Origin of the sequence: Pleomorphomonas sp. PLEO (genome assembly GCF_041320595.1) — a bacterium.
Classification (GTDB): Bacteria; Pseudomonadota; Alphaproteobacteria; order Rhizobiales; family Pleomorphomonadaceae; genus Pleomorphomonas.
Genome location: NZ_CP166625.1, coordinates 4038822 through 4055376, shown reverse-complemented (window position 1 = coordinate 4055376; position 16555 = coordinate 4038822). Strand labels below are relative to the sequence as shown.

Annotated in this window: 15 protein-coding genes; 7 read left to right on the top strand and 8 right to left on the bottom strand. The window is 61.8% G+C overall.

What is annotated here, in order from left to right; translation table 11 throughout:
* Positions 1-342 precede the first annotated feature (342 nt).
* Positions 343-1923 (top strand): helix-turn-helix domain-containing protein, encoded by a 1581-nt coding sequence (locus AB6N07_RS18770; RefSeq protein WP_370674588.1) that lies wholly within the window; start codon positions 343-345, stop codon positions 1921-1923.
* A gap of 105 nt (positions 1924-2028) precedes the next feature.
* The gene (gene moaA, locus AB6N07_RS18765) at positions 2029-3027 is read left to right on the top strand and encodes a GTP 3',8-cyclase MoaA (protein ID WP_370674587.1); all 999 of its coding nucleotides are present in this window, start codon (positions 2029-2031) and stop codon (positions 3025-3027) included.
* Positions 3028-3059: 32 nt separating this feature from the next.
* On the opposite strand, the gene AB6N07_RS18760 is transcribed toward moaA, so the two are convergent.
* The gene (locus tag AB6N07_RS18760; protein ID WP_370674586.1) at positions 3060-3785 is read right to left on the bottom strand and encodes an HAD family hydrolase; all 726 of its coding nucleotides are present in this window, start codon (positions 3783-3785) and stop codon (positions 3060-3062) included.
* A 104-nt stretch (positions 3786-3889) separates the two neighbouring features.
* Here AB6N07_RS18760 and moaC point away from each other — a divergent pair, with 104 nt between their 5' ends.
* Together moaC and glp are read left to right on the top strand one after the other, a co-directional pair.
* Positions 3890-4372, top strand: coding sequence for a cyclic pyranopterin monophosphate synthase MoaC (moaC, locus tag AB6N07_RS18755; RefSeq protein ID WP_370674585.1), 483 nt, complete (start codon positions 3890-3892; stop codon positions 4370-4372).
* 30 nt (positions 4373-4402) lie between these two features.
* The gene (glp, locus tag AB6N07_RS18750) at positions 4403-5602 is read left to right on the top strand and encodes a gephyrin-like molybdotransferase Glp (protein ID WP_370674584.1); all 1200 of its coding nucleotides are present in this window, start codon (positions 4403-4405) and stop codon (positions 5600-5602) included.
* A gap of 5 nt (positions 5603-5607) precedes the next feature.
* Here the strand turns inward: glp and AB6N07_RS18745 are convergent, their stop codons facing one another.
* Together AB6N07_RS18745 and AB6N07_RS18740 are read right to left on the bottom strand one after the other, a co-directional pair.
* Positions 5608-6408, bottom strand: coding sequence for a ThiF family adenylyltransferase (locus AB6N07_RS18745; protein ID WP_370674583.1), 801 nt, complete (start codon positions 6406-6408; stop codon positions 5608-5610).
* Positions 6409-6677: 269 nt separating this feature from the next.
* Positions 6678-8870: a methyl-accepting chemotaxis protein gene (locus AB6N07_RS18740; RefSeq protein ID WP_370674582.1), complete on the bottom strand. Its 2193-nt coding sequence runs from the start codon at positions 8868-8870 to the stop codon at positions 6678-6680.
* A gap of 526 nt (positions 8871-9396) precedes the next feature.
* Between AB6N07_RS18740 and AB6N07_RS18735 the strand changes: the two genes are divergently transcribed.
* The gene (locus AB6N07_RS18735) at positions 9397-9546 is read left to right on the top strand and encodes a hypothetical protein (protein ID WP_370674581.1); all 150 of its coding nucleotides are present in this window, start codon (positions 9397-9399) and stop codon (positions 9544-9546) included.
* Positions 9547-9638: 92 nt separating this feature from the next.
* Here AB6N07_RS18735 and AB6N07_RS18730 read toward each other — a convergent pair whose 3' ends face one another.
* Positions 9639-10250 carry an HAD-IA family hydrolase gene (locus AB6N07_RS18730; protein ID WP_370674580.1) on the bottom strand — a complete coding sequence of 204 codons (612 nt, stop codon included), beginning with the start codon at positions 10248-10250 and terminating at the stop codon, positions 9639-9641.
* Between AB6N07_RS18730 and AB6N07_RS18725 the strand changes: the two genes are divergently transcribed.
* Together AB6N07_RS18725 and gor are read left to right on the top strand one after the other, a co-directional pair.
* The gene (locus tag AB6N07_RS18725) at positions 10170-11189 is read left to right on the top strand and encodes a DUF2059 domain-containing protein (RefSeq protein ID WP_370674579.1); all 1020 of its coding nucleotides are present in this window, start codon (positions 10170-10172) and stop codon (positions 11187-11189) included. The two genes, AB6N07_RS18730 and AB6N07_RS18725, sit on opposite strands and share 81 nt — an antisense overlap.
* Before the next feature lie 74 nt (positions 11190-11263).
* Complete coding sequence (gene gor, locus AB6N07_RS18720) at positions 11264-12631, top strand: glutathione-disulfide reductase (RefSeq protein ID WP_370674578.1); 1368 nt, start codon at positions 11264-11266, stop codon at positions 12629-12631.
* Between the two features lie 39 nt (positions 12632-12670).
* Here gor and AB6N07_RS18715 read toward each other — a convergent pair whose 3' ends face one another.
* The 4 genes from AB6N07_RS18715 to AB6N07_RS18700 all read right to left on the bottom strand — a co-directional run bounded on the left by AB6N07_RS18715 (position 12671) and on the right by AB6N07_RS18700 (position 16544).
* Positions 12671-13498: a GyrI-like domain-containing protein gene (locus tag AB6N07_RS18715; protein ID WP_370674577.1), complete on the bottom strand. Its 828-nt coding sequence runs from the start codon at positions 13496-13498 to the stop codon at positions 12671-12673.
* A 143-nt stretch (positions 13499-13641) separates the two neighbouring features.
* Entirely contained in the window at positions 13642-14643 is a 1002-nt protein-coding gene (locus AB6N07_RS18710; RefSeq protein WP_370674576.1) for an ABC transporter ATP-binding protein, read from the bottom strand.
* 12 nt (positions 14644-14655) lie between these two features.
* Positions 14656-15708: a Gfo/Idh/MocA family protein gene (locus AB6N07_RS18705; protein ID WP_370674575.1), complete on the bottom strand. Its 1053-nt coding sequence runs from the start codon at positions 15706-15708 to the stop codon at positions 14656-14658.
* Positions 15705-16544, bottom strand: a complete 840-nt coding sequence (locus AB6N07_RS18700) for a carbohydrate ABC transporter permease (protein WP_370674574.1) — start codon at positions 16542-16544, stop codon at positions 15705-15707. Before AB6N07_RS18700 ends, AB6N07_RS18705 begins: the two co-directional genes overlap by 4 nt.
* Positions 16545-16555 lie beyond the last annotated feature (11 nt).

The following is a 16555-nucleotide window of genomic DNA, read 5'->3' as shown; positions in this document are numbered from 1 at the left end:
GAAGGATCATAACGATTTAGCTCGGCAGAGCTTATGATCGAATTCATGACAGGAAAGCCCACTTTTACCTGAAGTCCGGTCTCGCTGCCGGGTGGCTTGTCTGAGGTGGTCTCGTCGCGAAAAAAACGCGAACGATGTCTTTGATACTTCAGCGGTGGATGCACCTGGAGGGGTGCTGAAATGGTCCTGCCTCAACGGCTCGATGCCGATAAATGTGCGATTCCGACGGGCGGACCGACCGCCTGCGGAACCTGCAGAACCACATCCGGACGACATGAGCGCGGTGCGCGGGCCTCTTCCCTTCCTGATCAGGGAGGGCTGCTGGCCGTTCGCTCGAAGTTCATGTCGGATGGTGTTGTGCCCGAGGGCATTCCGCTGCCGATTTTGCGCTCTTGGGAGCGCAGCGGCATGCACGGCTTGATCGACGGTACGCCGCGACGACACGAGGCGCGGCTGACGGAAACCGGCCTCAAGGAACTGAGGGAGCGTAACGAGGAGCTTCTGGTTTCCGCTTGGGGCGAGATTGTCACGCTCTGCCGCGAAACACAGCCGCTGGGTGGTGTCGTGGTGTTGACCGACCCCAATGGCGTGGTGCTGGTTCGCCTTGGCGACAACAACTTCAGCGACGAAGCGGAACGGCTCGGCCTGTGCGCCGGAGGTGACTGGTCGGAACAGGCCAGGGGCACCAATGCCATCGGGACGGCCGTGTCCGAGCGTTTCGCCCTGTCCGTGATTGGAGCCGAGCATTTCTGCAACGGCAACACGGACATCAGCTGTTCGGCTGTGCCGATCATCGATCCATGCGGCGCTCTGGCTGGCGTTATCGATCTTTCGACCTCGGTGACGGTTGCGCATGACTATTCGCTGCCGCTTTTGAAGCGCGCGGCAAATGAAATCGAGCGGCGATTATTTGAGCGCCGCTACGGCCGCTTCGAACAGATGCATCTGCATTCGAACCCGCGCCTGCTCGGTAGCCCCAACGAGGGGCTGTTGGCTTTCGACAGCGATCGCCTGATTGGAGCCAACCGCATGGCCATCGAGCTGATCGGCCTCAGCTGGTCGGCAATTGGCGTCGTGCATTTTCGGCAGCTTTTCTCGGTGCAGCATGCCAGCGTGACGCGGCAGGCCTCCACCGATGAGTGCGTGGTGCAGTCCGCCCAGGGATCGACCTTCTTCGCCCGCATGCAGATGCCGCGCAAAGCCCAAGGCGGCGCGGAGCCGAGTAGAACCATCGGGCCAGAACCGGTCCGGCCGGCGCTTGGTGAACCGGTTGGCAAGGATGCGCTGCCGCACGTGGTGCTCGAGACGCTGCAAACCGAAGGCGGCCCGAAGCTGCGCAAGATGAAGATCGGCCAACTCGTCTACGGCGCCAATCTGATGGATGAGATCGGCGAAGCCATCCTCATCGTCGCGTCAGGCCGCTACCGCTGCTTCGCCTCCCATGAGGGCAAAGAGCTCACGCTTTTCACGCTTGGCCCGGGTGACGCGGTGCCGCTCCAGCCGGAGATGGTGGTGGAGGTCCGCAAGGAGGGCGAGGCGGCCGTGATACCGCGCGCTCTGTTCCGGCGGCTGACCCGCGACCATCCTGAGTTCGGCATGTGCATTCTGCCGGCCGTCGAGAAGATGCTGAACCGGTCGCTCACCATGGTCGGCGAAATGGCCTTTCGCAGCGTTCGCTATCGGTTGATCCGCTATCTCTGCGAGATGGCCGAGCACGATGGCCGCCAGACCACGGCTGGAGTCGTCATCGACGCGGCACCTCACGGCGATGACCTTGCCATGGCCATCGGTGCGGCGCGTCAGTCCGTGTCGACGGTACTGGCCGAGCTTATCCGAACGGGCGACGTCCAGCGGCCGACGCCGCGCACCTTCGTCATCCCGGATATTGAAAGTCTCAAGGAGGAGCTGCGAGTTTTGCGCTGAGGCACAGACTATCACCGCCAGCCGCGTCGCGATGAGCGGCGCGCTCCTCCAACCGGCAACAACGGGCCGGTTCCAAGATAAGTTCAAGGCGTAGCAGCAACGATCATGAGCGTTTTTCTAACCGACGGCTATGGCCGAACCATCCGTTACCTTCGCCTGTCGGTGACTGATCGCTGTGACCTTCGCTGCGTCTATTGCATGACCGATGATGTCGTTTTTCTACCGCGGCGCGAACTGCTCAACTTCGAAGAACTCGACCGGTTGTCGTCGGCATTGATCGAACGCGGCGTCGACAAGATTCGCATCACCGGTGGTGAGCCACTGCTGCGCAAGGACATCCTGCAACTGTTCCAAAGCCTGGGGCGCCACCTCTCCAGCGGGGCCTTGCGCGAGCTGACGATGACGACCAACGGTACGCAGCTTGCCCGTTTTGCGCAGGCGCTGGCTGCCGCCGGCGTGCGGCGGATCAACATATCGCTCGATACCCTTGATCCAGCTCGCTATGCGGCCATCACCCGGCACGGCGATCTCGCCAAGACACTCGCCGGCATTGAGGCTGCACAGGCCGCCGGCCTCAAGGTCAAGCTCAACGCGGTGGCTTTGCGCGGCGTCACCGAATACGAAATCGATGACCTGATCGCCTTTGCTCACGGGCGGGGCATGGATCTCACGCTGATCGAGACCATGCCGCTCGGTCATCTCGACGTCGATAGAGCCGACCAATATCTGCCACTCGATGAACTGCGCAGTCGTATGGCAAAGCGCTGGACACTCGCCGAGGTCGATGAGCATACCGGCGGACCGGCCCGCTATATGCGCGTCGGCGAGACCGGCGGCCGCATCGGCTTCATCACGCCGATGAGCCACAATTTCTGCGAGACCTGCAACCGGATCCGCGTCAGCGCCACTGGCAGGCTCTACACTTGCCTGGGCGAACATGGAGGCGCCGATCTCCGCATGGCGCTCCGAGGTTCTGAAAGCGACGACAAACTGAACGCCGCCATTGATCGCGCCATCCTGCGCAAGCCGAAGGGGCACGATTTCGAGATCCGGCGCCATGGCGAGCCCGCTCTTGAAAGGCCGATGTCGGTTTTGGGTGGTTGATGACCGGCGATCAAGACCGGCCGGCCGCCATCTCAGGCGGCACCTGCGAGCAACATGTCGACAAGGCATTGCACGCTTTGTCCGGACTCTCCAGGGAGCACCAGATCGGCGGTCGCCTTCAGTTTTGGCGTGGCGTTGCCGACGGCCGCCTTGAGGGCGCAGCCGCTGAGGAGGTCGATGTCGTTCTCCTCGTCTCCGACCGCGACCACTTGGTCGCGTCGCAGTCCGAGGTCGGCGAGGGCGTAGGAGAGGCCGCTGCCTTTATTGACCCCGGCGGGCAGGACCAGCACTCGGCTGCCGCAGCCGACGATGTCGAGATGATAGCCGCCATGCGCGATCATCGTCTTGATGCGAGGCGTGTTCTTGGCGCCGATCGCGGCCATCGATCGTCCGACAAACAAGGGCTCATCCGGAAACTCCCGCTTGATGTCGTCAACGAAACGTTCGTCGAGTGGCGGCGCGATCAACTGCTCGGTATCGGTCGCCGGGCAGAACGTAACCGCTCCGTTTTCCAAAATGACCGCGTCAAACAGCTCGAGTACCCCGCAGATCTGCCGGATGTTTTCGAGCCGTCGGCCCGACACCAGGATCAACCGGAAACCGATGCCGCGCAACGACCGCAGCGCCGCTTCTGTCGCCGCGCTCATTCGACCATGTTCGGCGATGGTGCCGTCATAGTCGGCGGCAAGAACCCTAAGATTGGCCAGGACGTGCCTATGCGGGCTCGGCGGCGAAGGCTGGTACGGAATGTCTGTCACCGGCATTTCATTTGCTCTCGTTGCCTCAGCGTTCTCGAGCTAGAGGCCTACAAAATGGCATTGCCTCGAACCCGAGCCTGAGCCTCGATGGAGAAAAGCACATCATGAAGGATGGTCTCAGTCACCTGGACGACAAGGGCGCTGCCCATATGGTCGACGTGGGGGAAAAAGGCATTACGCAACGCGCTGCGACCGCCAGCGGTCGGGTCATCATGACGGCCGAGACGCTGGCGCTCATCGTCGACGGTCGGGTGCCAAAGGGCGATGTTATTGCCACCGCGCGGTTGGCCGGCATCATGGCGGCCAAGAAGACCGCCGATCTCATCCCTCTCTGTCATCCCCTGGCCTTGTCCGGCGTCGTGCTTGATCTTGAGCCGGATCCGGCATTGCCGGGTATCGCCATCTCCGCAACCGTGCGCTGCACGGGCAGGACCGGCGTTGAAATGGAGGCGCTCACTGCCGTTTCGGTCGCTTGCCTGACCATCTACGATATGGTCAAGGCCGTGGAAAAAGGCGTGTGTATCGAGGCCATCCGCCTCGTCGAGAAGAGTGGCGGCAAGTCGGGTCACTGGCTGGCCAATGCCTGACCTGTTTCAAAGACGTCGACAGGAGTTGTCATGACGCTGATTTCCGTTGAGGCCGCGCAGTCCGAACTCCTTTCAGCCCTCAAGCTAACGGGCGGTGAGCGGGTGCCGCTGAGCGAGGCGGGTGGTCGTGTGCTGGCCGCCGATCTTGAAGCACGCCGGACGCAGCCGCCCGTTTCCCTGTCGTCGATGGACGGCTATGCCATACGCGCGGCGATTTCGACCCGGGACGTCTGGCTTCGCGTTATCGGGGAATCGGCCGCCGGGCATGGCTTTGCCGGGGCGGTGAACGAGGGCGAAGCAGTTCGTATCTTCACCGGCGCACCGCTGCCATCGGGGACGGATTGCGTCGTCATCCAGGAGGACGCCGAACGAGACCTCGACCGTGTTCGTTTCAATGGAGTTTCCTCTCCTGGTCTTAACGTTCGACCGCGTGGCTTCGATTTCAACGAAGGGGACATCGGCCTTCAGGCTGGGGTACGCCTCGGCTTTGCCGCGCTTGGGCTGATTGCCGCCATGAACCACGAAAGCCTGTTGGTGCGGCGCCGGCCGCGTGTTGCGCTGATTGCCTCTGGCGACGAACTCGTGCCTCCTGGAGGTGACCCGCAGCCGAACCAGATTATCGCTTCGTCATCGGTCGCGCTCTCCCACTTGGTTCGGGAGGCGGGGGGAGAACCGATCGATCTCAGCATTGCTCCCGACGATCTCGGGCTGTTGCGCCGGCGTATACGGCGCGGCCTGGACGACGGCGCCGACATCGTGGTGGTGATTGGAGGCGCATCGGTTGGCGATCATGACTACACACGTGCCGCGCTCGAAGCGGAGGGGGCGGCGATCGGCTTCTGGAAGGTTGCCATGCGTCCGGGCAAACCGCTGATGCACGGCCGCATCGGAGAGTCCGAAGTGCTCGGCCTTCCGGGTAATCCAGTGTCGACGCTGGTCTGCGGCGTGCTGTTTCTGGCGCCGTTGATCCGCGCCATGCTGGGGCGGAACGACATTTTGCCCGAGATATCGGCTGCTATCGTGGAAAAAGCTCTCCAACCCAACGACATGCGGCGCGACTACCTACGCGGTCAGGCGCTGATGAAGGATGGACAGCTCCGCGTGACGCCACTCGCACGCCAGGACTCGTCCCTGATGAGGACTTTGGCGGCGGCCAATGCGCTGGTCATCCGGCCTGAATATGCACCCGCCATGTCAGCCGGGGAAACCGCTGACATAATCCGGCTCTAGGGCATCTAGGCGACCGCGTTTGCCTGTCGGCTAGGCAGCACCGGGGCCATCGTGTCGGGTCGCCGGCGGTAGCCGATGGTGTCGAACTTCATATCGCGGATGTCGACCATCAGCAGACGTCCGATCAGCGGCTTGCCGACGCCGGTGATCAGTTTCAGCACCTCGCAGGCCGCGAGGGTGCCGAGCACACCGACCACCGCACCAAGAATTCCAACTTGGGAGCAGGTCGGCACGTCGCCTTCAGGCTCGTGTGGCATCAGGCAACGCCAGCTCGGCGCGGGCTTGCCGTCGTCATCCAGCAAATACGGCTGAAGCGTCGTCACCGAGCCGTAGAACTCCTGAACAGCGGCCGAAACGAGCGGCTTTTGAAGCGCATAGGCGGTGTCCGCCACTAAAAAACGGGTCGGGAAATTGTCCGTTCCGTCGACGATGATGTCGAAACGACCGAAGATGTCGGCGATGTTGCCGCCATCAAGGCGAACAGGAAACAGCTCGGCTGCCACATGGGGGTTCAAGGCCGCGACCCGCTCGGCGGCGCTCTCGACTTTGGGTCTGCCAACATTGGCCGTGGAGTGAACGACCTGCCGCTGCAGATTGGAAAGCGACACCACGTCGTCATCGACCAGCCCGAGCGTGCCGACGCCGGCGGCGGCCAGATATTCGATGATGGGAGAGCCGAGCCCACCCGCTCCGACACACAGGACCCTGGCCGTCTTGAGCTTCTGTTGACCGGGACCACCGATGTCCCGCAGCAGCAAATGACGCGAGTAACGGCGGATTTCGTCCTGGCTCAGAGTGGGAGACATTGACGGCATTCCTTGATGGGCTTTCCTGGCAGCGCAGCCTGCATAGCCAAATATGGTTGCTCTGCTTACCAAATTGGCGGTCGCTTGACGGTAGGATCATCGCGTATCGGCGCAGGGGTTTCCAGCCCCATGATGATGGCCCTTCAAAGACGCGCGCCGTCACGATACTGGAGATGCTACAGGGCGAAGGCGGTGTTCGTGCAGGCCGCGCAAAAAAGCCCGCGGGAAACCTTTCGGCTTCTCGCAGGCCTTCTGATTTTTAGTTCGCCTCAGGCAGCTCGGACGGTTGCCAGGAAGCTTCTCACCTGTTCCTTCAACATTTCCGACTGCTGCGACAGTTCCGCTGACGAGCTCAGAACCTGCTCGGCCGCGGCGCTGGTGGCAGAGGCCGCTTGCGTGACCAGTACGATGTTCCGGGATACGTTGGTCGTACCAGTCGACGCACTCTGGACGTTCTGGGCAATGTCCTGTGTCGTTGCCGCCTGTTCTTCAACCGCCGCGGCGATCAGCGCGGCGATCTCGTCCATCTTCTCGATCGTCTTGGAAATGCTGTCGATCGCCGACACCGCCGTTCCGGTAGACGCCTGGATGCCGGAGATCTGGGCGCTGATCTGAGCCGTGGCCTTCGCCGTCTGGTCGGCAAGGTTCTTGACCTCGGAGGCGACCACGGCGAAGCCCTTGCCGGCCTCTCCGGCGCGGGCGGCCTCAATGGTGGCGTTGAGCGCCAGGAGGTTTGTCTGGCCGGCGACATTGCCGATCAGGTCGACGATCTCGCCGATACGCTGAGCGGCCTCCGACAGCTCCTTCACCGTCTTGGCCGTTCCGCCGGCTTCCTGCACGGCACTGGCCGCCATTCTGGCGCTTTCGGCGACCTGACGGCTGATTTCCTGCACGGAAACTGCCATTTCTTCGGATGCCGACGCTACCGTGTTGACGTTGGCAGAAGCTTCTTCGGACGCATGAGCGACCTCGGAGGAGCGCACCGAGGTATCCTCGGCGGTGCTGGTCAAGGTCTGGGCTGCCGACTGAAGCTGGGTTGATGCCGAGGAGACCGAACCAACGATGGCACCGACCGATCTTTCGAACTCATCGGCCATGCGGTCCATTGCAACCTTTCGCTCAGCGGCAATGCGCGCATCGTTCGCGGCGGACTGTTCGCTGGCGGCTCTGGCATCGACGACGGCATTCTCTTGGATGACGCCGACGGTCCGCGCCATGGCACCAATCTCGTCCTTACGGTCGGTGCCGGGCACGACGATTCCGGTCTTGCGACCCGCGAGCCCTTCCATGGCGGCCGTCAGACGCTGAATGGGCTTGCTGACCGACAGCGATACCATCCACATCACGATGATGCCGGCAAAGGCAACCACGATCGACACAAGGATTTGGTTGCTGGTGCTGTTGTTCTGCGCCGCGGCGGTTTCGGTGGCCAGCTTGGTAACATCCGACATGACCACGGCGCGCGGAATTCCGATAATCACCGACCAGTTCGTGCCGGTTCGGCCGAGTGGCACGGGGGCGAACACGCGCAGACGATCCGATGACTGATCGTAGTTGATCGCTTGTTTGCCGGTCGAGATTGTCGTCATGTCATCTTGCCAAGCGGTGTCAATCTTCGACAGAGGCCCGCCGATCGACGTGGGATCGAGGCTGGAAGCGACGATCAACCCCTTATCGGTCACGATACTGACTGCGCCCTCGCCGCCATAAATCTGACCGTCGACCGCTTCGGCCAGTTTCTGGATGGCGGCCAGATCGAAGTCAGCTCCGGCGACGCCGAGGAATTTGCCATTTACGGAAATCGGCACCGACATCGTGGACAAAAAGACCGCTTTGCCCTGAACGATATAGGGCAGGGGGGCGAGGATACTTTCCTTGCCCGTTTCCTGTGGGCCGATGAACCAGCCACCTTTCATGAGGCCATTTTCGTGGCTCTCGCGGCTATCGTATTCGACGAGAGGCTGAAGCGCGATCTTGCCGGCACTGTCGCGCGTCCAATATGGCAGGGCGCGCCCGGTTTGATCCGAGCCAATGTTCGCCTTGCCCTTGAATGCGGCGTCGTTGCCGTCGAGGCCGTCGACGACCCAGGCACTGTAGGTACCGTTGAAACGGGGGTTATCCTTGAGCACGTTGAGCAACGTGTCATTGAGCTGCGCCCTGCGCAGTTCGACCGGTGTTGGGGATTGGCCTTCGCCAGTCATCACCTCGAAAGCACGCGCCATGTTGCGGGCCGCCGCGAAGGCAGTGTCCACTTCAGCGCGAATGTCTCCGGCCTGGGTCGTAGCGATGGCCTGCAGGGCCTCTCGGGACTTGGCGTCAAGCAGTTGGGAGACGCTCTTGTCTGTTTGCTCATTGACCTTTTTGCTGGCGAACACGCCATAGCCAACGACGGCCGCGACGGTCGTCACGAGACAAACGACAGACAACGCGACGATCTTGACTTTAATCGATTGAATGTTCACCGGAACCCCCAGCTTTATTATCGCTGTCACAGAGGGCAGCCTCTTTTATCTAGTCGTGACCCGTTAACAACGCGAAAATATTTTCCTAGCAATAACCCTCATAGTCTTCGCTTAGACTATTGGCGTAACGGTACTGGTGCCCTAAGCAAAAATGGGTATTATCTCTTTGCTTTTTCTTGATGGATTTTACCAGTTCACTCGGGATTTATGCCGAGGTAAATGCGTACTAAACATTGATTGACGGGCGATGCCGCAATTTTTATTTGTGCAATCATGGCGCGTGTCTTTTTATCAATGCGTCGGCGGGAGTTTTTGAGCGGCATCACGCCAAGCCGAATCATTCGCGAGTCGGTATCTGTAAAGACCGTATGCGCCCCGCCCGGAACCGTTGCCCTGCCGGAACCTTGTCTACGAGGAGCTTCCGGAAAAGGACAATGCCGCAAAGCGTAATCAAGGAATTCAGCTTCGAATTCCCCCCGCCGATGGAGAGCTTGCTGATCAGAGCGCTCGGTGCGGCCTTGTTAGCATGTGGCTTTCCGGTGCCATCGGCCTCGCCGGCGGCCTTGGGATATGGTTCGTCGCGTCGGTTGCCAGTTTTGCCGGCGGTGTCGTTCTCTGGCTACTGCGCCATTTGCAGTATTCAGCTGGCCTCAAGAACGACTGGGGGGCGGGCTGATGCCCTATCGGTTCACCCTGCTTGGGTGATCGTAACGTGAGCGCCAAAGAACGGCTGATAGAACTTGGCGCATCCGCTAGCGGTTTTCTCGCCTATCTTGTCAGCAAAAGTGCTTCGAGGACTTGGTCCAGTTCTTCGTAATGGCTAATGACGGCGTCGGCGCCAAACTCGATTGCCGGGCGACCACCATAGCCGAAATCCACGGCGATTACCGGTACGCCGGCGGCTCGCGCGGTGGCAATGTCAGTCTCGCTGTCGCCAACCATCACTGCCATATCTGCTCGGCCGCCGGCCAGCGCGATTGCTTCCAGCAGCGGGCGTGGATGCGGCTTGTGCTCGGGCAGGCTATCGCCGCCGACCACGGCGGAAAACAGGGGGGAAAGGCCAGTCCCCTTGAGCACCGCATGGCTTAGGTCTTCTCGTTTGTTGGTGCAGACCGCCAGGCCAAAACCGCGGAGGGAAAGGCGCCTGAGCGCCGCAACGAGGCCAGGGTAGGGCCGCGTCTCGACAGCGATCTCGGCTGCGTAAAACGCCACGAATCGCTCGACCAGCTCTGGTAGCCGAACAGTGTCGAGCGGTCGGTTACCTATACGAAACCCTTCGCCGATCAGGGCTCGAGCCCCATGGCCGAACAGCCCCGCCACGTCGGCGCGCTGGACCGCGCAAAGGCCCTCATCGCTCAAAATCTGGTTAAGTGCCCGCAAAAGATCTGGTGCTGTGTCGAGAAGCGTACCGTCAAGATCGAAAACCACAACCGGACGCATTGGTCGCCCCGCTTTTCCTTAGGCTATATCGGGGGGTGTAGCACGCCGCTGGAGATAAGCCAGGGTCACTTGACCTTACCGACACCTGACACAGGTCGACCAAGGTCTCGTCTCTACGCAACGGGCTTGCGGCATCGGCCAGTTTGCGGCAAACCAGCGGGGGCCGTTTCCGGGGAAATGGGGCTTGATCGCGGCGGGCGCATCATTTCGCCAGAATTCGGTTTCACAGGCTGGGGCGACGACGCTTTCGATACGACTGGCACCGCCAACGATTCCATGATGGAGTGGAGTTGGCGCTGTGGTGGTCGTGCTGAAAGCTTGCCCTTCGGGACCAATGAAGCCAACGACGAAGTCGATATCGGAGATTTGTGTATGCACCGGACCCTGAACCTTCTCCGCCGTCCGCTGGCGGCGGCCATGGTGATCGCCGCGCTGGCGTCTCCGGCATTTTCTGAGGACTTCACCGAGTCCCACATCGCCGCGGCTCGCGAGACCATCGCCGCTGCGCATGCTTCCGAGCAGTTCAACGAAATTCTCATTACGCTTGCCGATCAGACCAAGGCGCTGTTCCAGCGCTCCAATCCTGGTGCCGCCAAGGATATTGAGGATGTCGTGAGTTCTGTTGCTCTCGACCTTGCCAAGCGCCGCCCAGAGCTCGATCGCGAGCTCGAGCGCGTTTGGGCCGGCCGCTTTAGCGAGGACGAACTCAAGCAGATCTCGGCTTTCTTCAAGTCGCCGGTCGGTGAGAAATACGGCCAGCTGGCGCCGGAGATCATTCAGGACTCGATGCGCTCTGCCGGCATTTGGCGCGACGCCATTTCCACCGAGATCGTCACCCGGTCGCGGGATGAGCTGAACAAGCGCGGCTATAACTTCTAAGTGACGCTGCTGGTTGCCACTATCGGTTCACGTCGTGATATGAGGACGGTGGTTCCTCGATACGGCGGTTGGTGATGGCATCCTTCGATTATGATCTCTTCGTCATCGGCGCGGGCTCCGGCGGAGTTCGCGCCGCTCGCATTTCCGCTGGGTATGGTGCTCGTGTCGCCGTCGCCGAAGAATCCCGGGTCGGCGGCACCTGCGTCATCCGTGGTTGTGTGCCGAAGAAGCTCCTGGTCTATGCCTCTCGATTTGCCGGCGAGTTCAACGACGCCGACGGTTTTGGCTGGACGGTTGGCGACCGGACCTTCGACTGGGCAGCGCTGAGGACGGCCAAGGAGCGGGAGATCACCCGTCTCGAAGGCATCTACATCGGCAATCTCCAGAGATCCGGCGCGGAGATCATCCGCGACCGCGCCGTCATCACCGGTCCCAACGAGATCCGTCTGGTGGCGGAGGGACGAACGGTTACCGCCGGCCGTATCTTGATCGCCACCGGCAACCGCCCCGTGCTGCCGGAGATCCCCGGCATGGAGCATGCGGTCACTTCGACCGATATGTTCGATCTGCCGGCGCTGCCGGAAAAGGCTGTGGTGGTGGGAGGCGGCTACATCGCCCTCGAATTCGCGTCGATTCTCAATGGTCTCGGCGTCGCCACCACCGTGCTTTATCGCGGCGAACAGGTTCTGCGTGGTTTCGACCGCGAGGTCAGGGACAAGCTCGCCGATGCCCTCAGAGGCCGTGGCGTTGATGTGCGTGTGAGCGTGCAGGTGCAAAAGATCGACAAAACGGCGGCGGGTCTGGCCGTACAGCTCGTCGACGGCGCCAATCTCGACACCGACCTCGTCCTAGCGGCCACGGGCCGCCGGCCCAACACGACGGGACTAGGCCTTGAGGCGCTGGGCGTGACGCTCGATCAGGACGGCGCCATCATCGTCAACGCGCTGTCGGAAACGTCAATACCCAACATCTACGCGGTGGGCGATGTCACCAACCATGCCCAATTGACACCGGTGGCAATCCGCGAGGGCCATGCCTTCGCCGACACGGTGTTCGGCGGCAAGGAGAGTTTCGCAGATCTCTCAGTGATCCCGACGGCGATTTTCACCACGCCGGAGGTTGGCACGGTGGGGCTTTCCGAGGAAGCGGCCTGCGCCGCCTACAAGGCGGTCGACATCTACAAGACCGAGTTCCGGCCGATGCGCAACATTCCCGCCGGCCGCGACGAGCGTACCTTCATGAAGGTGGTCGTCGATGCCATCACCGACCGCGTACTCGGAGTCCATATCATGGGCCCCGAAGCGGGAGAGATGATCCAGATCGTCGGCGTTGCCATGACGATGGGTGCGACGAAGCGTGACTTCGATCGCACCATGGCCGTCCATCCCACTGCCGCCGAGGAACTGGTGACGCTGCGAACACCCTCCATCCGGCACAGATAGGACCGGCGCCGCTCGGCGGCGGGCGACGCCGGATCTCGGTCAGGCGAGAGGGATCCAGATCTCTACCGTTCCGCTGCCGGTTTTCGGATCGAAGCGGTCATCGTAAAGCTCGAAGTCCGGCGTCTTGGCCGGCTTCAGGCCGGCATCGGGCAGGGCCTTGTTCCAGATGGTGTAGACGGTCTTGTTGAACGCCGAGATATGGCCGACGTGCTGGAAGACGGCATATCGGCTCGCCGGAATGTTCACGGCATCGAGCGCGTCCGGAACATACGCCGCCCTGGACTCCAGCCCGGCGACATAGCGGAAGTGGCCATCCGCCTCCATATCGCAGCACACGCCGTAGTACACATCGGGCACCGGGGAGGGCACCTCGTCGCTGCGCAGGTCGAAATCCTGCCATAGGCGGGGGATTACCACATTGGTTTCGAAGGTGCAGCGCGTCGAAAGACCAGTCACCTGGAAGGCTCCGCGCTCCCGAAACTCGGGGGCGCCAATGTCGACGATCATGTCCTTGTTCATGGTCCACGGCTCCATCAAAGAGAGATTGCAGGTCGTACGGGCCTGCCGGACTGTGCTCGGCAGTACGCCGAAACAGCCAGCAAAGGCTCGGGTGAACGCTTCGTGAGAGCTGTAGCCGGCATCGAGAGCGATGGGCAGGATCTCCTGCTCACCCTCCGCCAGCGTCTTCGCGGCGACGGTGAGCCGCCGCGCCCTCAGATAAGTCATCGGAGCGAGGCCGATGGCACCTTGGAAGAGACGCGACAGATGCCATGGACTGACGGCACAGAGGTCGGCGAGTTCGACAAGCGTCAACTGCCGTCCGATGTTCAGTTCCAGGTACCAGATCGCCTTTTCAAGTGCGCCCATGTCTTCCTCGCGACGTTGAGAAGCATCCCCTTCATGCCCGAGCCCCGAATTCGCCGCTTGATCGGGTTTGCCTGATTGTGCGCCTTTTGTGGAAACGGAAACGCCGCCCGAAGGCGGCGCTCGTGAAGCTTGTCAAGGAAAAGTCACGCGGCGATCGTTCTGCCATTCTCGTCGAAACGGTGAATCTTGGCCGCATCCGGCGTCGCATAAACGATATCGTCGGGCGCATAACGGTGCTCGCCGAATAGCCGCACGGTGACGAGGCCGGCTGTCTCGGTCTCCAGATAAAGGTTGGTGTCGGCACCAAGATGCTCGGCGTGAATCACCTTGCCACGGAAGCGTCCTTCTGATGGCGACACGCTGAGGTGTTCCGGCCGTATGCCGATGGTGGCGCCCCTCTCGCCCACCGGCGCGGCCTCGATGAAGTTCATCTGCGGCGAGCCTATGAAGCCTGCGACGAACGTGTTGGCGGGCCGATTGTAGAGCTCCATCGGCGAGCCGATCTGCTCGATGACGCCACCGTTCAGAACCACGATACGGTCGGCCAGCGTCATAGCTTCCACCTGATCGTGCGTCACGTAGATCATGGTGGCGCCGAGCCGCCGGTGCAGGCGGGCAATTTCGACGCGGGTCTGAACGCGCAGCGCCGCGTCGAGGTTGGACAGTGGCTCGTCGAACAGGAACAGCTCGGGCTCACGGACCAGCGCCCGGCCGATAGCGACGCGCTGACGCTGGCCGCCCGACAGTTCCGATGGCCGGCGCTTCAGATAGGGCTCCAGCGACAGCATTTCCGTCGCCTTGGCGACACGGAGGTCGATCTCGGCGGTCGGTGTGCCGGCCTGCCTGAGACCGAGCGCCATGTTGTCGCGCACGCTGAGGTGCGGATAAAGCGCGTAAGTCTGGAAGACCATGGCGATGCCGCGCTTGGCCGGCGGCGATACGGTCACGTCCTGGCCGTTGATCAGCACGGCGCCCGAGCTGACGTCCTCAAGGCCGGCGATCGAGCGCAGCAGCGTCGATTTGCCACAGCCGGAGGGGCCGACGAAGATGACGAATTCGCCGTCCTTTACCTGCAGGTCGATACCTTTCAGCACGTCCTGCGCGCCGAAGGACTTCCTGATGTTCCTGAGTTCCAGAGATCCCACGGGCCTGCTTCCTTACAGCTTGACCGGCTTGCCGGTACGAACGCTCTCGTCAGCGGCGAGGCAGACGGCCAGCGATTTCAACGCGTCGTTCATGTGTTGGGTCAGGTCGATATCCTCGACGATCGCCTTGAGCATATAGGCCTGCTCAAGCTCGCAGAGTTCCTGGTGCCCCGGCTCGCCAGCCATCTTGTGATCGACATCAGGCGCCAGAAAAGCGCCGTCGGAGCCAGTCGCTGCGCGGTGGATACGGATGGTCGAGGTACGGGTGTGGGCGTCGACGTCGTCCGACTTGCCTTCCTTCATGACGATGGAGGCCGAGCCGTTCGGGGAGATGATGTCTTTGACGAAGAAGGCTTGCTCCGACATCATCGGCCCCCAGCCGGCTTCGTACCAACCGATCGAACCGTCGGAGAACAGCACCTGCAAGTGGCCGTAGTTGTACATGTCGGGCGCGATCTCGTTGGAAAGCCGAAGCCCCATGCCCCGCACCTCTTTCGGCTCGGCGTCGGTCACCTGACACATGACGTCGATATAGTGGACGCCGCAATCGACGATCGGCGCCGTGGTGTTCATCAGCGCTTTGTGGGTCTCCCAGGTCTTGCCGGAGGACTGCTGGTTGAGATTCATGCGGAAGACGTACGGGCCGCCGAGCGCCCGTGCCTCGGTGATGAAGCGCTGCCAGGAGGGGTGGTGTCGCAGGATATATCCGACGACCAGCTTGCGCTTGTTGGCGATGGCGCAGTCGATGATGCGTCGGGCGTCGGCAACCGTGGTGGCGAGCGGCTTCTCCACGAAGACGTGGCACCCCTGTTCCATCGCCATCAGCGCGTAGTCGGCGTGGCTTTCAGAATAGGTGCTGATCGACGCCATGTCCGGTTTCAGCGCCTTGAGCGCCTCCGGAAAGGACGGGGCGATCTCATAGCCCTCAAGTTCGTCGGGCACCGCCACCTTGGTGCGGTTGACGAGACCGACGAGCTCAAAGCCCGGGTTGCGATGATAGGCGAGGGCGTGGCTTCGGCCCATGTTGCCGAGGCCGGCGGAAAGGACGCGAACCGGCGATGTCATTTGACCGCTCCCGAAGTGATGCCGCGGATCAGCTGTCGCGAGAAGATGACGTAGAGAACGAGCACCGGGAAAATGGCGAGCGATAGCGCCGCCAGCACGGCGTTCCAGTTGGTGACGAACTGGCCGATGAACAACTGCGCGCCGAGCGTCACCGTCTTGGTGCTCTCACTGGGCGCCAGGATCAGCGGAAACCACAGGTCGTTCCAGATGGGGATCATGGTGAAGACGGCCACCGTCGCCATGGCGGGCCGCACCAACGGCAGCACCAGGCGGAAGAAGATTGCGTATTCGCTGAGGCCATCGATGCGGCCGGCGTTCTTGAGGTCGTCCGACACCGTTCGCATGAACTCCGACAGGATGAAGATGGCGAGCGGCAGTCCCTGTGCCGTGTAGACGAGCACCAGCGCAGTCAGCGTGTTGACGAGGCCCGATGCTACCATGCCCTGCAGCAGCGCCACCGTGCCGAGGCGGATCGGAATCATGATACCGAGGGCGAGGTAGAGCCCCATTACCATGTTGCCACGGAACCGGTATTCGGCGAGCGCGAAGGCGGCCATGGCGCCGAACAGCAGCACCAGGAAGATCGACACCACCGTGACGATGGTGCTGTTCTGGAAGTAGGTGACGAAGTCGCCCTGTTTCAGCACTGTTTCATAGCCGATCAAGCTGAAGGTCGAAGGGCCGGGCAGGCGGAGCGGCTGGCCAAAGATCGCCTGCTTGCTCTTGAACGAGTTGACGATGGTGAGAAACACCGGAAACAGCGCCACCACCGTGTAGGCGATCAGCGCCAGATGAACGAGGCTGGTGCGCAGCGTCGATTGTCTTGCCTTGGACATTCCCCCGCCCT

Excerpts from the sequence above, each read along its gene's own strand:
- AB6N07_RS18770 (WP_370674588.1), top strand. The coding sequence starts at position 343 with ATGTCGGATGGTGTTGTGCCCGAGGGCATTCCGCTGCCGATTTTGCGC.
- moaA (WP_370674587.1), top strand. The coding sequence starts at position 2,029 with ATGAGCGTTTTTCTAACCGACGGCTATGGCCGAACCATCCGTTACCTT.
- moaC (WP_370674585.1), top strand. The coding sequence starts at position 3,890 with ATGAAGGATGGTCTCAGTCACCTGGACGACAAGGGCGCTGCCCATATG.
- glp (WP_370674584.1), top strand. The coding sequence starts at position 4,403 with ATGACGCTGATTTCCGTTGAGGCCGCGCAGTCCGAACTCCTTTCAGCC.
- AB6N07_RS18745 (WP_370674583.1), bottom strand. The coding sequence starts at position 6,408 with ATGTCTCCCACTCTGAGCCAGGACGAAATCCGCCGTTACTCGCGTCAT.
- AB6N07_RS18735 (WP_370674581.1), top strand. The coding sequence starts at position 9,397 with ATGTGGCTTTCCGGTGCCATCGGCCTCGCCGGCGGCCTTGGGATATGG.
- AB6N07_RS18725 (WP_370674579.1), top strand. The coding sequence starts at position 10,170 with ATGGCCGAACAGCCCCGCCACGTCGGCGCGCTGGACCGCGCAAAGGCC.
- gor (WP_370674578.1), top strand. The coding sequence starts at position 11,264 with ATGGCATCCTTCGATTATGATCTCTTCGTCATCGGCGCGGGCTCCGGC.
- AB6N07_RS18715 (WP_370674577.1), bottom strand. The coding sequence starts at position 13,498 with ATGGGCGCACTTGAAAAGGCGATCTGGTACCTGGAACTGAACATCGGA.
- AB6N07_RS18705 (WP_370674575.1), bottom strand. The coding sequence starts at position 15,708 with ATGACATCGCCGGTTCGCGTCCTTTCCGCCGGCCTCGGCAACATGGGC.
- AB6N07_RS18700 (WP_370674574.1), bottom strand. The coding sequence starts at position 16,544 with ATGTCCAAGGCAAGACAATCGACGCTGCGCACCAGCCTCGTTCATCTG.